General features: G+C 71.7%; 14 protein-coding genes and 1 pseudogene. 11 read left to right on the top strand and 4 right to left on the bottom strand.

Going from position 1 to position 15,128, the window contains the following annotated elements:
* Positions 1-80: 80 nt before the first annotated feature.
* The 4 genes from DI005_RS01255 to DI005_RS01240 all read left to right on the top strand — a co-directional run bounded on the left by DI005_RS01255 (position 81) and on the right by DI005_RS01240 (position 4,387).
* Entirely contained in the window at positions 81-1,433 is a 1,353-nt protein-coding gene (locus DI005_RS01255) for a sensor histidine kinase (protein ID WP_112272060.1), read from the top strand.
* Positions 1,430-2,122, top strand: a complete 693-nt coding sequence (locus tag DI005_RS01250; RefSeq protein WP_228713824.1) for a response regulator transcription factor — start codon at positions 1,430-1,432, stop codon at positions 2,120-2,122. Before DI005_RS01255 ends, DI005_RS01250 begins: the two co-directional genes overlap by 4 nt.
* Positions 2,123-2,348: 226 nt before the next feature.
* Positions 2,349-3,251 (top strand): ABC transporter ATP-binding protein, encoded by a 903-nt coding sequence (locus DI005_RS01245; protein ID WP_113641023.1) that lies wholly within the window; start codon positions 2,349-2,351, stop codon positions 3,249-3,251.
* Positions 3,251-4,387 (top strand): ABC transporter permease, encoded by a 1,137-nt coding sequence (locus DI005_RS01240; protein WP_113641022.1) that lies wholly within the window; start codon positions 3,251-3,253, stop codon positions 4,385-4,387. The genes DI005_RS01245 and DI005_RS01240 overlap by 1 nt, the downstream gene beginning before the upstream one ends.
* Positions 4,388-4,489: 102 nt before the next feature.
* Here DI005_RS01240 and DI005_RS01235 read toward each other — a convergent pair whose 3' ends face one another.
* A complete protein-coding gene (locus DI005_RS01235) occupies positions 4,490-4,759 on the bottom strand; it encodes a hypothetical protein (protein ID WP_113641021.1) in 270 nt (89 codons plus the stop codon).
* Between the two features lie 173 nt (positions 4,760-4,932).
* Between DI005_RS01235 and DI005_RS01230 the strand changes: the two genes are divergently transcribed.
* The 6 genes from DI005_RS01230 to DI005_RS01205 all read left to right on the top strand — a co-directional run bounded on the left by DI005_RS01230 (position 4,933) and on the right by DI005_RS01205 (position 10,757).
* Positions 4,933-5,727 (top strand): IclR family transcriptional regulator, encoded by a 795-nt coding sequence (locus tag DI005_RS01230; RefSeq protein ID WP_112271578.1) that lies wholly within the window; start codon positions 4,933-4,935, stop codon positions 5,725-5,727.
* Between the two features lie 92 nt (positions 5,728-5,819).
* Positions 5,820-7,157 carry an MFS transporter gene (locus DI005_RS01225; protein WP_233519936.1) on the top strand — a complete coding sequence of 446 codons (1,338 nt, stop codon included), beginning with the start codon at positions 5,820-5,822 and terminating at the stop codon, positions 7,155-7,157.
* Positions 7,154-8,200 (top strand): zinc-binding dehydrogenase, encoded by a 1,047-nt coding sequence (locus tag DI005_RS01220; protein ID WP_113641020.1) that lies wholly within the window; start codon positions 7,154-7,156, stop codon positions 8,198-8,200. Before DI005_RS01225 ends, DI005_RS01220 begins: the two co-directional genes overlap by 4 nt.
* Positions 8,197-9,378 (top strand): L-rhamnonate dehydratase, encoded by a 1,182-nt coding sequence (gene rhmD / locus DI005_RS01215; protein ID WP_113641019.1) that lies wholly within the window; start codon positions 8,197-8,199, stop codon positions 9,376-9,378. Before DI005_RS01220 ends, rhmD begins: the two co-directional genes overlap by 4 nt.
* A gap of 8 nt (positions 9,379-9,386) precedes the next feature.
* Positions 9,387-10,244 carry a fumarylacetoacetate hydrolase family protein gene (locus DI005_RS01210; RefSeq protein WP_113641018.1) on the top strand — a complete coding sequence of 286 codons (858 nt, stop codon included), beginning with the start codon at positions 9,387-9,389 and terminating at the stop codon, positions 10,242-10,244.
* A gap of 99 nt (positions 10,245-10,343) precedes the next feature.
* Positions 10,344-10,757, top strand: coding sequence for a VOC family protein (locus tag DI005_RS01205; protein ID WP_112271584.1), 414 nt, complete (start codon positions 10,344-10,346; stop codon positions 10,755-10,757).
* On the opposite strand, the pseudogene DI005_RS39620 reads toward DI005_RS01205, so the two are convergent.
* The 3 genes and pseudogenes from DI005_RS39620 to DI005_RS01190 all read right to left on the bottom strand — a co-directional run.
* Positions 10,754-10,999: pseudogene (locus tag DI005_RS39620) on the bottom strand (DUF397 domain-containing protein); the annotation flags it as partial. The gene DI005_RS01205 and the pseudogene DI005_RS39620 overlap by 4 nt on opposite strands.
* 13 nt (positions 11,000-11,012) lie before the next feature.
* The gene (locus DI005_RS01195) at positions 11,013-11,666 is read right to left on the bottom strand and encodes a class I SAM-dependent methyltransferase (protein ID WP_233519934.1); all 654 of its coding nucleotides are present in this window, start codon (positions 11,664-11,666) and stop codon (positions 11,013-11,015) included.
* 56 nt (positions 11,667-11,722) lie between these two features.
* Complete coding sequence (locus tag DI005_RS01190) at positions 11,723-12,208, bottom strand: hypothetical protein (protein WP_113641027.1); 486 nt, start codon at positions 12,206-12,208, stop codon at positions 11,723-11,725.
* 135 nt (positions 12,209-12,343) lie between these two features.
* On the opposite strand from DI005_RS01190, the gene DI005_RS01185 reads away from it, so the two are divergent.
* Positions 12,344-14,992, top strand: a complete 2,649-nt coding sequence (locus tag DI005_RS01185) for a LuxR C-terminal-related transcriptional regulator (protein ID WP_113641017.1) — start codon at positions 12,344-12,346, stop codon at positions 14,990-14,992.
* The last annotated feature ends 136 nt before the right edge of the window (positions 14,993-15,128 follow it).

Here is a 15,128-nt window from a genome sequence, read left to right as displayed (position 1 = left end):
GCCCCCCAAGGCCACCTTTGTTGCGTTCAACGCAACAAAGGTGGCCTTGGGGGGCGCTTGGGTGCGCTACTTTGACGGGCATGGGCAGGGTGGACGAAGGCGAGGCGGGGGAGCGGGACACGGGCTGGAACCGGTGGCGGCGGCCCAGGCCCGAGCCCGCCATCCAGCGTTCCGACGTCCTCATCGGGCTCGCCGTGCTGGCCGGGTCGAGCGTCATGACCGTGCTCGTCAACAGCATGGGCATGCTGGTCTTCGGGGCCCCGCCGTCGCTCGGCGAGCAGCTTGCGTGGGGTGCGGCACTGTCGCTGCCGCTCGTCGCGCGCCGCCGGTACCCGGCGGCCGTGCTGGTCGTGGTGGGTGTGCTGTTCATCGCCGCGCAGGCGCGCCAGACCGGCGACAGCCTCATGGCCTCCGTCGCGCTGTTCCTCGCGGTCTACAGCACGGGCGCGTGGGAGCGGAACCGCACGGTGGCGCGCTGGTCGCGCATCGGTGTGATCGTGGCGATGTTCGCGTGGCTCGGTGTCGGGCTCGTGAAGTCCATCGCGCAGCCGGACTACGACTTCTCCGCCGCCGCGGGCCCGCTGGATCCGATGCTCGCCTCGGTGCTCTACAACATCGGCTTCAACCTCATGTTCTTCCTCTCCGCCTACTTCTTCGGCAACCTCGCCTGGCTGTCCGCCCGCAGGCAGGCCGAGCTGGAGGAGCGGGCCGAGCAGCTGCGGCTGTCGCAGCGGCAGAACACGCGCAACGCCATCGTCGCCGAGCGCGTGCGGATCGCCCGCGACCTGCACGACGTGGTCGCCCACCACGTGTCCGTGATGGGCATCCAGGCCGGAGCCGCGCGGCGCGTGCTCGACAAGGATCCCGAGCTGGCCCGCGAGGCGTTGCGGACCGTCGAGCAGACCGCCCGCACCGCCATCGGTGAGCTGCGCGGCCTGCTCGGCGTGCTGCGCTCCGAGCCGGAGAACGGCCAGGAGAGCGGGGAGCGCGAGGCGCACCCCTCCTCTCCCGGTCTCGACCAGCTGGCCGAGCTGGTGTCGACGGCGGAGTCGGCCGGGCTCCAGGTCGCCCACGGCGTCTACGGCGAGCCGAGGCCGGTGCCCGACGGCGTCGCGCTGTCGGCGTACCGGGTGGTGCAGGAGGCGCTCACCAACGTCGTCAAGCACGCGAGCGCCCGCAGGGCCGACGTCCGAGTGCGGTACCTGGAGCGCACGCTGGAGGTCGAGGTGTCCGACGACGGCGTCGGCCGCGCCGGTGCCTCTTCGGCGCAGAGCGGCGGATTCGGCCTGCTCGGCATGCGGGAGCGGGTGGCCGTGCACGGCGGGCACCTGGAGGCGGGCCGCCGCGAGGGCGGGGGCTACCGCGTGCGGGCCAGCCTGCCGACCGAACCCAGTGAGTCCATTGAGGATAGTGAGGAGCCACCGGCATCGTGACCGAGGAAAACAGGGCCGCCGACCGTCCGCTGCGGGTGGTGCTCGCCGACGACCAGGACCTCGTCCGAGCCGGCTTCAGGGTCATTCTCGGGGCGGAGGACGGCATCGAGGTGGTCGGCGAGGCGGGTGACGGGCTGAGGGCCGTGGTGCTCGCGGAGGAGCTGCGCCCCGACGTGGTGCTCATGGACGTGCAGATGCCTGCGGTCGACGGCCTGGAGGCCACGCGCCGTATCCTCGGCTCGGCGGCGGGCGAGTCGCCGGTGAAGGTCGTGATCCTCACGACGTTCGACCGCGAGGACTACCTCTTCGAGGCGTTGCGGGCGGGCGCGAGCGGCTTTCTGCTGAAGAACGCCTCGCCGGAGGACCTCGTGGAGTCGGTCCGCATCGTCGCCAGGGGCGACGCGCTCCTGTCGCCCGAGGTCACGCGCCGTGTGATCGCTCGCTTCTCCGCCCCGGCCGCCCCCGCGCCGGTGCACCGGCCCACCGAGCTGACCGACCGCGAGTTCGAGGTGCTGGTGCTGCTCGCGCGCGGGGCCAGCAACGCCGAGATCGCCGCCGAGCTGTTTCTCGGCGAGGCGACCGTGAAGACGCACGTGTCGCGCGTGCTCGCCAAGCTCGGCCTGCGCGACCGCACGCACGCAGTGGTCTACGCCTACGAGAACGGGATCGTGGCACCGGGGAGCGCGTAGGTCACCCGTCCGCAGTGAAGGCCACCATGCCTGCGCCCACCCGTCTCCCGCCACCGCCCAGACGGAGGCGCTCCGCGCCGCTGTGCCCGATTCCACGCAGTGAAGGTGGCCTTCACTGCGGGCAGCCCGGTCGTGGCGGGAGCGGTTGGGTCACCCACCGGGTGGACCACGAGGTCGGCCGCGCGCCGGACGCGAAAGGTCCACACCCCTCCCTAGGCTGCTGAGCATGTTGACGGTGACCACGATCAGTAGGAGCTTCGGCGACCACCGCGTGCTCGACGACGTGTCGTTCGACGTGCGACCCGGGCGGATGACCGGGTTCCTCGGCGCCAACGGCGCCGGCAAGACCACCACGATGCGGATCATCCTCGGCGTGCTCGCCGCGCAGGGTGGCACCGTGACCTGGCACGGCAAGCCGGTGACCCAGCCGCTGCGGCAGCGCTTCGGTTACATGCCGGAGGAGCGCGGGCTGTACCCGAAGATGAAGGTCGGCGAGCAGATCGCCTGGTTCGGCAGGCTGCACGGGCTGAGCCAGGCCAAGGCCAAGCGCAACACGGAGCGCCTGCTGGAGCAGCTCGACCTCGCGCAGCGCGCGAACGACAACCTCGAGGAGCTGTCGCTGGGCAACCAGCAGCGCGCGCAGGTCGCCGCCGCGCTCGTGCACGACCCGGCGTTGCTGATCCTCGACGAGCCGTTCTCCGGGCTCGACCCGATCGCCGTCGACACCGTGCTGCGGGTGCTGCGCGAACGTGCCGCCGACGGCGTGCCGGTGCTGTTCTCCAGCCACCAGCTCGCGCTCGTCGAGCGCCTGTGCGACGACCTCGTGATCATCTCCGGCGGCAGGATCGCCGCGAGCGGTGGTCGGGAGGAGCTGCGGGAGCGGTACGGGTCCAAGCGCTGGGAGCTGGTGGTCGACTCCGACGCGGGCTGGCTGCGCGACATTCCCGGCATTCGCCTGGTCAGTCTGGACGGCCCGAAGGCCGTCTTCGAGCTGGCCGAGCACACCGGGTCCGCCGACGGCGAGCGCACGGACCAGCGCGTTCTGCGTGCCGCGCTGGAACGCGGCGAGGTCCGCGGCTTCACCCCCGTCGTCCCGTCGCTGGACGAGATCTTCAAGGAGGCGATCTGATGACCGCGACCATCGAGCCGCGTTCGGCGGAGGTCGACGACACCGATGCCGACGGCGGCACGTCGTTCATGGCGGCGACCCGGCTCGTCGCCGAGCGGGAGGTCAAGACCTTCCTGCGATCGAAGGGTTTCTGGATCGGCCTCGGGGTGATCGTGGCCGGCCTGTTCGCGGCCGCGATTCTGCCCTCGGTGTTCGGGGGAGGGCAGCCCAGCGTCGCGGCGGTCGGCCCCGAGGTCACCCGCGCGCTCGCGGGTTCGGAGCTGGAGGTGCGGGAGGTCGCCGACCGCGCCGCGGCCGAGGAGCTCCTCCGCGAGGAGGAGGTGGAGGCCGCGGTCGTGGCCGACACCACCGGCCAGTCGCCAACCGGTGTGCGGGTGCTCGCGCTGTCCGACCCGCCGACCGATGTCATGGCCCAGCTGGGCACGTCGCCGCCGGTGGACCTCCTCGACGCGGCCGACGTCAGTCAGGGCGAGCGGCAGCTCGTCATCATGGTGTTCTCGCTGATGTTCCTCATCTTCGCCATGGGCGGCGCGGCGATCGCGCAGAGCACGGTGACGGAGAAGCAGACGCGGATCGTGGAGATCCTCGTGTCGACGGTGCCCGTGCGGGCGCTGCTGACGGGAAAGATCGTCGGACACACGCTCCTGACGCTCGGACAGGTTGTCGTGCTGGCGGTGGCGGCGCCGATCGCGCTGTCGGTCGGCGGGCAGACGGAGCTGCTGAGGGTGATCGCGCCCGCGCTCGGCTGGTTCGTGCCGTTCCTGGTGCTCGGGTTCGTGCTGCTGGCCGCGATGTGGGCGGTCGCGGGCTCGCTGGTGAGCAGGCAGGAGGACCTCGGTTCGAGCATGAGCCTGGTGATGATTCTGGCGCTCGGCCCGTACTTCGCGGTGATGTTCTTCTCGGACAACGCCACGGTGATGAACGTGCTCTCCTACGTGCCGTTCTCGTCGGCGATCGCGATGCCGGTGCGGATGTTCTCCCAGGAGGCTGAGCCTTGGGAGGCCCTGCTGTCCATGGGCCTGCTCGCGGGTTCCCTGGCGCTGATCGTGCTGCTGGCCAGCAGGCTCTACGCGGGCTCCCTGCTCCAGACCGGCGGCAAGGTGGCCCTGTCGAAGGCGTGGACGGCCGCCGACTGACCCCGAAGCCGGGCCAGCCCACGACTCGCGGGTCGAATGCAGTGAAGGCCACCATGCCTGCGTTCAACGCAGGCATGGTGGCCTTCACTGCGGCTGGGCGGCTCAGATCGGCAGGGCGCCGAGGCCGAGGCCCTTGACGATGCCGAGCAGCGCGTCCGGGGTGACCGGCAGGCCGTTGGTGAGGCCGCCGAGCTGGCCTTCGCCGTTCGCGCTGCCGAGGAGGCCTCCGACCTGGTCGGTCCTGGCCTCGGCCACGGCGGGCTGGTCGGCCGTGGCGTCGGCGGCCACGGCGGAGCCGGCGGTGCCCGCGAGGCTCAGGCCGGCGAAGGCGCCGACGACGAGGGCCCTGCGCAGCGAACGGGAGTTGCTCATGATCTTCCTCCTGTGCGTTCGGAAAAGGGGACGGCCGGACGCTAGGGGAGCCGCCGGTGACGAGCCGGGTGAGTTCATCCGCGCGCGGGACCCACGACCGGGTCCCGTTCCGCGTTTTCATATCCATGAACTATGTTCGATGGTGCGAAAACCGACGGGAGACGACCGAGTTCATGTCCGACGCGCTCTCCGGGGCCACCGCCGACAAGGCAGGCGAGGCCCAGTCCGTGGTCAAGTCGGCCGACCGCGCGCTCGCCATCCTCGAGCTGCTGGCGACGGGGCGCAGGCGGCTGACCGACGTCGCCGAGCTGCTGCGGTTTCCGCTCTCCAGCGTCCACGGGCTCATGGCGACGCTCGTCCACCGCGGCTTCGCCGAGTACGACCCGGCCTCGCGCACCTACGGGCTGGGCCTCAAGGCATGGACCGTCGGCCAGGGCTACCACGGCCATCGCGACATCGCGGGCCTCGCGCTGCCGCTCATGGAACAGCTTGCGCAGGACACCGGCGAGACCGTGCAGCTCGCCCAGCTCGACGGCCTGGAGAACGTCTACATCGCGATCGCCGAGTCGCCGCAGCCGATGAAGCTCGTGTCCGCCGTCGGCGTGCGCCTTCCTGCCTATGCCACGGGGATCGGCAAGGCGCTGCTCGCCGGTCTCGCCGACGACGAGCTTGGCGACCGCCTCGAGGGCGTCACGCTGCGACGATTCACTGACCACACGGTCGCGGGCGTCGAAGAGTTGCTCGCGGAGATCGAGCAGATCCGCCGTGTCGGCTACGCCACCGACGACCAGGAGTACGTCATCGGCTGCCGCTGCGTCGCCACCACCATCCGCAACCACGCCGGCCAGATCGTGGCCGCGATGTCGGTCTCGGCGCCGACCCCCCGCTGCGGCCCCGACTGGACCGAGACGACGTTCGCCCAGCTCTCGGCCGTGATCGAGAAGCTGGAAGCCCAGCTGCGCCGTTAGCGCGGAACCCCACGTCTTGACAGGCCGAGCCCTGTCCATCGAAACTTCACGTCGTTGAAGCTACTTCTTGTATGTGAAGTTTGGAGCACATCGTGGTGCCATCCACCGGCCTCGCGGACAGGGCGGTCCGGCGCGTCGCCCGTCGCCTCGTGCCGTTCCTGCTGCTCATGTACGTGCTGGCGTTCCTCGACCGGGTCAACATCGGCTTCGCGAAGGAGGCGTTCCAGGCGGACACCGGGCTTTCCGACGCCGCCTACGCCTTCGGCGCCGGGGTCTTCTTCATCGGCTACGCGCTCGTTGAGGTGCCGAGCAACCTGGCGCTGCACCGCTTCGGCGCCCGGCGCTGGCTCGCCCGGATCATGATCACGTGGGGGCTCATCTCAGCGGCGATGGCGTTCGCCCACACCGAAACCGTCTTCTACCTGCTGCGGTTCCTGCTTGGCGTCGCCGAGGCCGGGTTCTTCCCCGGCGTGATCCTGTACCTGACCTACTGGGTGCCGGAGCGGCACCGGGCGCGGGTCAACGGCCTGTTCTACTTCGGCGCGCCGCTCGCGTTCATCTTCGGCGGGCCGGTGTCGGGGGCGCTGCTCGAACTCGACGGCGTCGCCGGGATCATCGGCTGGCAGTGGATGTTCCTGGTCGAGGGGCTCGCCGCGTCGGTCGTCGGAGTATGGGCGCTGCGTTACCTCGACGACCGCCCGCGCGACGCACGCTGGCTGCCCGCCGACCAGCGGGACGCGCTGGAGACCGAGCTCGCCGCCGAGGAACGCGGGTCGCGGGCGCACGGGCCGTCCGGTGTGCTCGCGACGTTGCGCAGCCCGAGGGTGCTGTACCTCGCCCTGATCTACCTGCTGATCCAGATGAGCGTCTACGGCGTGTCGTTCTACCTCCCGACGCAGGTCGCGGAGCTGCTCGGCACCGAGGTCGGCGTCGCGGTGGGCGTGGTGACCGCGATCCCGTGGCTGTGCGCGATCGCGGCGTCGTTCGGCATCGGCAGGCTGTCCGACCGCACCGGCGACAGGCGCCGCATCGCCGCGGTGACGCTCGCGGTGGCCGGGCTCGGCATCGCGGGCTCGGTCGTCGCGGGTACACCGGCGCTGGCGATGGTGGGGCTTTGCTTCGCCGCGGCCGGGTTCATCGCGGTGCAGCCGGTGTTCTGGACCCTGCCCGCGGGCATCCTCGTCGGCACCGCGGCCGCCACGGGCATCGGAATGGTCAACGCGCTGGGCTCGCTCGGCGGCTTCATCGCGCCGAACATCAAACAGGCGGCGGACACCGGGTTCGGCTCTGGCCACGCCGGGCTCTACGTCCTCGCGGTGACCACCCTCGTCGGCGCCGTGCTGATCTGGACCACGAAATGGCTGCGACCGGCCACACCCGCCCCGGCCGCGGGTACTCCGGTGGCGCGCACGAACAAGGAGAACGCATGAGAGCACTGGTCTTCCACGGTCCCGGATCGATCGCGGTGGAGGAGCGACCCGATCCGGTCCCCGAGGCGGGAGAGGTGTTGCTGCGCGTGCTCGCGACCGGCATCTGCGGTTCGGACGTCCACGGCTACACGGGCGAGAACGGGCGGCGCCATCCCGGGCAGGTCATGGGGCACGAGACGGTGGGCACGGTCGCGGCCGGCGATGCCGCGACGCTCGCCGGGGCGGGCCTCGCGATCGGCGACACCGTGACCGTCAACCCCGTTCTGGGCTGCGGCGGCTGCGAGGCCTGCGCGGAGGGGGAGGAACAGGCGTGCCCGAGGCGGAGGGTCATCGGCGTGGATCCGACGATCGTCTCCGCGTTCGCCGACCTGCTCGTGGCGCCCGCGCGCAATGTCGTGCCGTTGCCGCAGGACATGCCGAGCGAGCACGGCGCGCTGGTCGAACCGCTTTCCGTCGGCTACCACGCCGCCCGGCGGGGACGCTGCAGCGAGCGTGACCGGGTGCTCGTGCTCGGCGGCGGACCCATCGGCCAGGCGTGCGTGCTGGCCGCGACGCGGCTCGGCGCCCGCGGCGTGGTGGTGAGCGAACCCAATCCCGCCAGGGCCGCGCTAGTGAGCGGGCTCGGCGCGACCGCGCTCGACCCTCGGGACGGCGAGCTCGCGAGCGCGGCGGCGGACGCACTGGGCGGGCCGGCGACGCTCGTGCTCGACGCGGTGGGCTCCACGGCCTCGCTCGCCGACGCCTTCGCGGCCTCAGCTCGTGGCGGGCGGGTGGTGCTGGTGGGGATGAACCAGCCCGAGGTGACGTTGCCCGCGTACGCGATCAGCACCGCGGAGCGGGAGCTGATCGGCGCGTTCTGTTACAACCGGGACGATTTCGCGTCCACCGCCCGGTGGGCCGCGACGGTGCCGGACGCACTGGAGTCGCTTGTGGACGGATCGGTCGGCTGGTCCGGCGCGCCCGGCGCGTTCGCCGACCTCGCTTCCGGCACGTCGTCCGCCAGCAAGATCCTCGTCCGCCCCGATCAGGAGGAGCAGCAGTGACCACGGTCAGCACGATCCGCTCTGTCCGCGCTTTCACGGTGCGCGGCGGCGGCGCCGACTACCACGACCAGGGCGACGACCACTGGATCGACGACCACATCGCGACCCCCATGGCGAAGTACCCGGAGTACCGGCAGAGCCGCCAGTCGTTCGGCATCAACGTGCTCGGCACGCTCGTGGTGGAAGTCGAGGCCGACGACGGCACGACCGGTTTCGCCGTCACCACCGCGGGCGAGCCCGGTGCCTACATCGTGGAGCGGCACCTCGCGCGGTTCGTGGAGGGCGCACCGGTCACCGCGATCGAGCGCATCTGGGACCAGCTGTACTCGGCGAGTCTCTTCTACGGCCGCAAGGGCTTGGTGCTCAACGTCATCAGCGCCATCGACCTCGCGCTGTGGGACCTGCTCGGCAAGTTGCGGCAGGAGCCCGTGTACGCCCTGATCGGCGGCGCGGTCCGCGACGAGCAGGTCTTCTACGCCACCGGGTCCAGGCCCGACCTGGCGCGGAAGATGGGCTTCATCGGCGGGAAGATGCCGGTGCGGCACGGCCCGGCCGAGGGGGCCGAGGGCCTCACCGCCACCGTCGAGCGGTTCGCCGCCATGCGTGAGGAGGTCGGACCGGATTTCTGGCTCATGGCCGACTGCTGGATGTCGCTCGACCTCGACTACGCCACCCGCCTCGGGCTCGCCCTGCGGGAGCACGGGCTGCGCTGGATCGAGGAGGCGCTGCCGCCCGACGACTACTGGGGCTACTCCGAGCTACGCAAACGGTTGCCGCCCGACGTGCTCGTAACCACGGGTGAGCACGAGGCGACGCGCTGGGGTTTCCGGCTGCTGCTGGAGATGGGCTGCTGTGACCTCATCCAGCCCGACGTCAACTGGTGCGGCGGGCTCACCGAGCTGCTGAAGATCTCAGCGCTCGCCGACAGCAGGGGCGTGCTCGTGGTGCCGCACGGGTCGAGCGTGTACTCCTACCACTTCGCGATCACCAGGCACAACAGTCCGTTCAGTGAGTTCCTGATGATGCACCCGCAGGCCAGCGAGGTGGTGCCGATGTTCAGCCCGCTGTTGCTCGACGAGCCGGTGCCGGTGAACGGGCGGCTGCGCGTGCCGGACACCCCCGGCTTCGGTGTTCGGCTCAACCCCGAGTGCGTGCTGGCCCGTCCCTACGAACACTGAGGAGAACCATGAGGTTGCTGAGGCTGGGCCCGGTCGGCGCGGAGCGGCCGTGCGTCGCCGCCGACGACGGCACGGTGTACGACCTGAGCCCCGTCACCGCCGACATCGACGGCGCTTTCCTGGCAGGGGACGGCATCCAGCGGGCGCGGGCGGCGCTGGCCGATGGTTCGCTGTCCGCTGTGGACGATCCGGGCGACGGCACCGGGCTGCGCGTCGGCGCGCCGATCGCCCGGCCGGGAGCGGTGTTCTGCATCGGGCAGAACTACGCCGCGCACGCCGCCGAGTCCGGTTCCGCGCCGCCCGAGGTGCCGATCATCTTCTTCAAGCACCCGAACACGGTCGTCGGTCCCTATGACGATGTGCTCGTGCCGAGGGGGAGCGAGAAGACCGACTGGGAGGTCGAGCTCGGCGTCGTGCTCGGCAGGCCGGCTCGCTACCTCGACACGGTCGAGGAGGCGCTCGCGTGCGTCGCCGGGTACGTGGTGTCCAACGACGTCTCCGAGCGGGCGTTCCAGCTGGAGGACTCGGGTGGGCAGTGGTCGAAGGGCAAGTGCTGCGAGACCTTCAACCCGCTGGGCCCGTGGCTGGTGCCCGCCGCCGACGTGGGCGACCCGCAGGCGCTGCGGTTGCGCTCGTGGGTCAACGGCCGGCCGCGGCAGGACTCGTCGACGGCGGACATGGTGTTCGGGGTGGGCGAGCTGATCCTGCACCTGTCGCGGTATCTGACGCTCGACCCCGGGGACCTGGTGAACACCGGCACCCCCGAGGGTGTCGCGCTGTCCGGGCGGTTCCCGTACCTGCGGGCCGGTGACGAGCTGGAGCTGGAGATCGAGCGGCTCGGCAGGCAGCGCCAGCGGTTGAAATAGGGGTGCCGCCGGAAGACGACCGGATAGGGACCAAGTGCCGTAGTCGGGGGCCGCCGATATTGCGACGATGGCTCCTTCCGCAGGAGCAAGGAGGATCCCATGGCGTCTCGGCTCAATCCGTACCTCAGTTTCGACGGCACGGCGAAGCAGGCGATGGAGTTCTACCGCGGCGTGTTCGGCGGCGAGCTGGTGTCGCACACGTTCGGCGAGTACGGCGACACCAGCGCGCCGGAGGCCGACCGGATCATGCACAGCCAGCTCGAGACCCCGAGCGGCTTCACCCTGATGGGCGCGGACACCCCGCCCGGCATGGAGTTCAGCTCCGGCAACAACATTACCGTGAGCCTCAGCGGCGACGACGCGGGTGAGCTGCGCGGCTACTGGGAGAAGCTCGCCGATGGCGGCACCGTCACGGTCCCGCTGGAGAAGCAGATGTGGGGCGACGAGTTCGGCATGTGCCTCGACAAGTACGGCGTCCCGTGGATGGTCAACATCGGCTCACCGCAGGGCTAGACGCCGACTGCAGTGAAGGCCACCATGCCTGCGCCCGCCCGTCTCCCACCACCGCCCAAACGGAGGCGCTGCGCGCCGCTGTGTTGATCCAACGCAGTGAAGGTGGCCTTCACTGCGGTCGGCGTGAGCAGGGCGGTCCAGCCCTTCGCCGACATCGTCAGCATGCCCGCCGCCCGGTTCTTCGAGTCTCTCAGCGCGGCGCCGCACGGGGTGAGGGCGACCTCGACGCAGTCGTTGCCGCGGCCGCGTCCGGAGTCAACCGTCGCGGCGCACCCTCGCGAGCCACGCGGCCATGTCCGCGGGTTCGCCCGCGGCCAGTCCGAGCCGCCCGGCGTCCTCGGCGCCGACGACGACGCGGTACCGGTCGGGCCGCAGGTCCTCCAGCACCCAACCGTCGGTGAACGCGTCGCGGATCAGCGAGTCGGGGATGCGGGGCCCGAGACCGGGCTCGGCGTCGGAAAGGGCGAGCACGTGCACGCGGGCGCCCGGTGCGCAGGCGGCGTGCAGACTGCGCACGTAGGCGGCCCGGTCGTCGTCGCCGAACACGTGGAACAGCGCGCTGTCCACCACGGTGTCGTAGCGAGGCTCGGTGCCGAGGTCGAGCACGTCGGCGACCGCGAACCTCGCGGCCACGCCCTTCGCCTCGGCGTTCGCGCGCGCCTGCTCCACCGCGGGCCACGAGAAGTCGACACCGAGCACGTCGTAACCCAACCGGGTGAGGTGGATGGTGTGCTCGCCGGTGCCGCAGCCGGGGTCCAGCACCCTGCCCGTGATCCAGCCGTCGCGTTCGAGCGTGACGATCGCGGGCTGGGGTTCACCGATGATCCACGGCGCCCACTTGTCCACGTAGGCGGAGTCGAAGTCGGTGCGGGGTACCGATCGCCGCGGTTCTTCCATGCCGGTGGTCATACCCACAAGCTAGTGCCGTCGGCCACTCGCTCACAGATCCGCAGCAGACCCTGCTGTCACCACCAGCGGAAGTCGCGCGCCTCGTCGCCGTGGGCGAGGATCGCCCAGATGATCACCACGTCGAGCGCGATGACGAGGACTCCCCACAGCGGCGCGACGGGCAGGAACGCGAGCTGCGCGATCGCGTTGAGCCCGAGCAGCACGACGGCGATGACCCCGGCCCACGCCTTGCCGGTGAACAGCGCGAGCCCGGTCACCAGCACCAGCGCGCCGGCGGCGAGGTGGATCCAGCCCCACGCGGTCAGGTCGAAGACAAGCAGGCCCTGGGGGCCGACCGCGTAGTAGTCCTCGTTGAGCAGGGCGACCAGCCCGGCGATGACGTTGAACGCGCCGGTCACGATCATCAGCACGGCGGCGAAGCCGATCCAGTTCGTCCACACCGTCCGCACCGCGGTCTCGGTCCCGCCGATGGTGTCGCGTGGCCGCTCGGCAGGCCGGGGCTCCGTCGCGGTGCCGGTGCCCGCGTGCGCGTGCTCGCTCATGATCCACTCCAGGTCTCGGGTGCCCTGCACGGCACCGTCGAACGCGGGAGCCCTCCGGCGCTTCGCCCGTCGCGGGTGAGATGTCCCGGCCGGTTCCTGGCTTACCGTGGTGGGAGGCGGTCCCTGGAGGTGCGGATGCCGCAGGCGCGGAACGGCGACGGCAGGCGGCGGGTGCCGCGGGTGAAGATCAGCGCGCCCGCCCCACCTCCCGGCCTCGTGTCCCGGCCCCGGTTGCTCGCGCTGCTCGACCATGCCCGTGACACGGTGGCGACGCTGGTGTGCGCGCCCGCGGGCTTCGGCAAGACGTGCCTGCTCGCCGACTGGGCGCGCCGGACCGGACCCGCCTGGGTGTCGCTCGACACCGACGACAACAACGACGGACGGTTCTGGACGGCCGTGCTGGAGGCGCTCGGCCGCAGTCCCGCCGTGCCGGAGCACAGCGCGCTCCGCTCGCTGGCGGTACCGGAGCTGCCCAGCGCCGACCCCGGTTTCCTCGCCGAGGTGGGCAACGCGCTCGACGAGCTGCCCGCGCCAGTGTGGCTCGTCCTCGACGACGTGCAGGAGATCACCGATCCGCGACCGCAGCGCGGGCTCGCGAGCCTGCTGCGGCACCAGCCGTCCGGACTCCGCCTGGTGCTGTCGAGCCGGTACGACCCGCCGCTGCCGCTGGCCCGGCTGCGCCTGCAGGACCAGCTCACGGAGGTGCGGACACACGACCTGAGGTTCTCGCCCGAGGAGGCGGGGGCGTTGCTGGCGGCGGAGGACGTACATCTCGACGCCGGGCAGCGGCGGCGGCTCGTCGAGCAGACCGAGGGCTGGCCCGCGGGGCTGCGGCTGGCCGTGATGTCGCTGCACGGCGCCGAGGACCCCGACCGGTTCCTCGCCGGTTTCGCCGAGAACGACCGCGCGATGGCCGAGTACCTCGTGACCGAGGTGCTGTCCCGGCTGCCGGGGCCGCTGCGCGACTTCGCACGCATGATCAGCGTCTGTGAGGAGGTCACGGCCGGGCTGGCGAACGCGCTGTCGGGCGGAACCGAGGCCGGGCTACGGCTCGACCTGCTCGATCGCCGCTACTCGCTCGCCGTCAGGGCCGGGCAGGGAAGGCACACCTACCGCCTGCACACGCTCGTGCGCGCGCACCTGCTGGCCGACCTGCGCAGGCGGACGCCGGACGAGGCGAGACGCCTGCACGGTGCGGCGTCGGACTGGTTCGCTGCCAACGGCGGACCGGTGCAAGCGCTCGTGCACGCCACCAGGGCGCACAGCGTCGAGCGGCTGACCACGCTGCTGCGCGACCACGCCGTCGAGCTGGTGCTGACCGGCGAGCACGAGCCGCTGCGCCGGGCGCTGGGGGTGCTCGGGGACGAGCGGATCGAACGCAGCGACCTGCTGGTCCTCGTCACGGCACTGCTGTGGCTGGAACACGGCGACCTCGTCTCGGCGGAGCGGTATCTCGCCTCCGTCGACGGGTCACGCGGGCTGGAGGCGCTGCGCGGGCTCGTCCGGTCGAGGCAGGCCCAGTTGCGGGGCGACCCGGGCGGCATCCTGCGGGCGAGCGAGCAGCTGGCCCGCCCGCGTGGTCCGGGGCTCGACGCGCTCGCGCTGCTGCACCGGGGCACCGCGCTGCTCGTCGTGGGGCAGGCGAAGACGGCGGAGGCGCAGGTGCGGGCCGCGCTCGGCACGGCGACGGACAACGGCCAGCTCTACGTCGTGACGCAGTGCCTGACTGTGCTTGCGTCGGTGGCCGCCGCGAAGGGTGACCACCGCGAGCTGGGCAGACTCGCCGAGGACGCGGACGAGCGCAACGTGGCGCACGGCTGGGAGGACACCGTTACCGGTGTGACCGCGTGCGTGCTCAGGGCCTACGACGCGCTGCTGCGGGCCGAACCGCGCGACTGCGTGTACCACGCGGGTCGCGCCGAACGACTCGTGCGGGCCCGCGCCGCGGGCGGGGAGTCGGGCCTGTGCGTGCTCGCGGCGGCACTGGCGGGCGCGGGCGCGTTCGAGCTGGGTGAGCGCGCGGAAGGCCTGCGCCGGATGGGGGAGGCCCGCATCGCGTCGTCGGATGAGGGACTGCCTGCCGCACAGGTCGCACTGTGCGCGGTGCTGGAGCAGCGGGCCGCACTGCAGCTCGGCTGGACCGAGGCCGCGAGGGACGTGCTGCTGTGGTGCGAGGGCCCGCTGTCCGGACACGGGGAGCTGGCGTTGCTACGGGCTCGTGCGCAGCTCGCGCTCGGCCGGTACGACTCGGCCGACCAGGCGTTGCGGCCGCTGCTGAACGGCTATCTGGCACCGGCCGTGCCGTGGTCGGCCGTCGAGGCGCGCCTGGTGGAGACCGCTCTCGCCTTGCGCGCGGGCGACCGCGGCCGCGCGCGCAGGGCACTGGTCAGGGCACTGGCACTCGCCGAGTCGATGGCCGTGCCGTTCCCGCTCGTGTCGGCGGATCCCGCGGTGGTGGAGCTGCTCACCGCGCAGCTGGGCAGGCTTGGTGCGGCGGAACGGTTCGCCGCGCGCGTGCTCGCCACCCGTGCGGCGCTGCTGAGCCCTGTTCCGGCGTCGGCGCTGCTGACCGAGCGCGAGCGTGGGGTGCTGCGGCTGCTGCCTACCCTGCGTTCGTTCGAGGAGATCGCCGAGGACCTCACCGTCTCTCCCAACACGGTGAAGACCCACGTGCGCGCCATCTACGCGAAGCTCGGAGTGCGCAGGCGGCGCGACGCCGTCGAGGCCGCCGCGGAACGCGGGCTGCTGGATCCACAGTGGAGGGTCCACGCGGACGGCGGCTAACGGGTTGGCCTTTCGCTTGCCGTGGAGGCATTCGGCCCTACCGGATAGGGCCCGATGCCACTGGAGATCGGGCGCACGCCGAATAGTCTGGTCGGCGTGGGACCGGACGGTCACAACGGGCGGCCGCGGCCCCGGT

Source organism: Prauserella sp. PE36, assembly GCF_003311655.1.
Taxonomy (GTDB): domain Bacteria; phylum Actinomycetota; class Actinomycetes; order Mycobacteriales; family Pseudonocardiaceae; genus Prauserella_A; species Prauserella_A endophytica.
The sequence above is the reverse complement of the archived record's forward strand: the minus strand, read 5'-3'. Positions and strand labels throughout refer to the sequence as shown.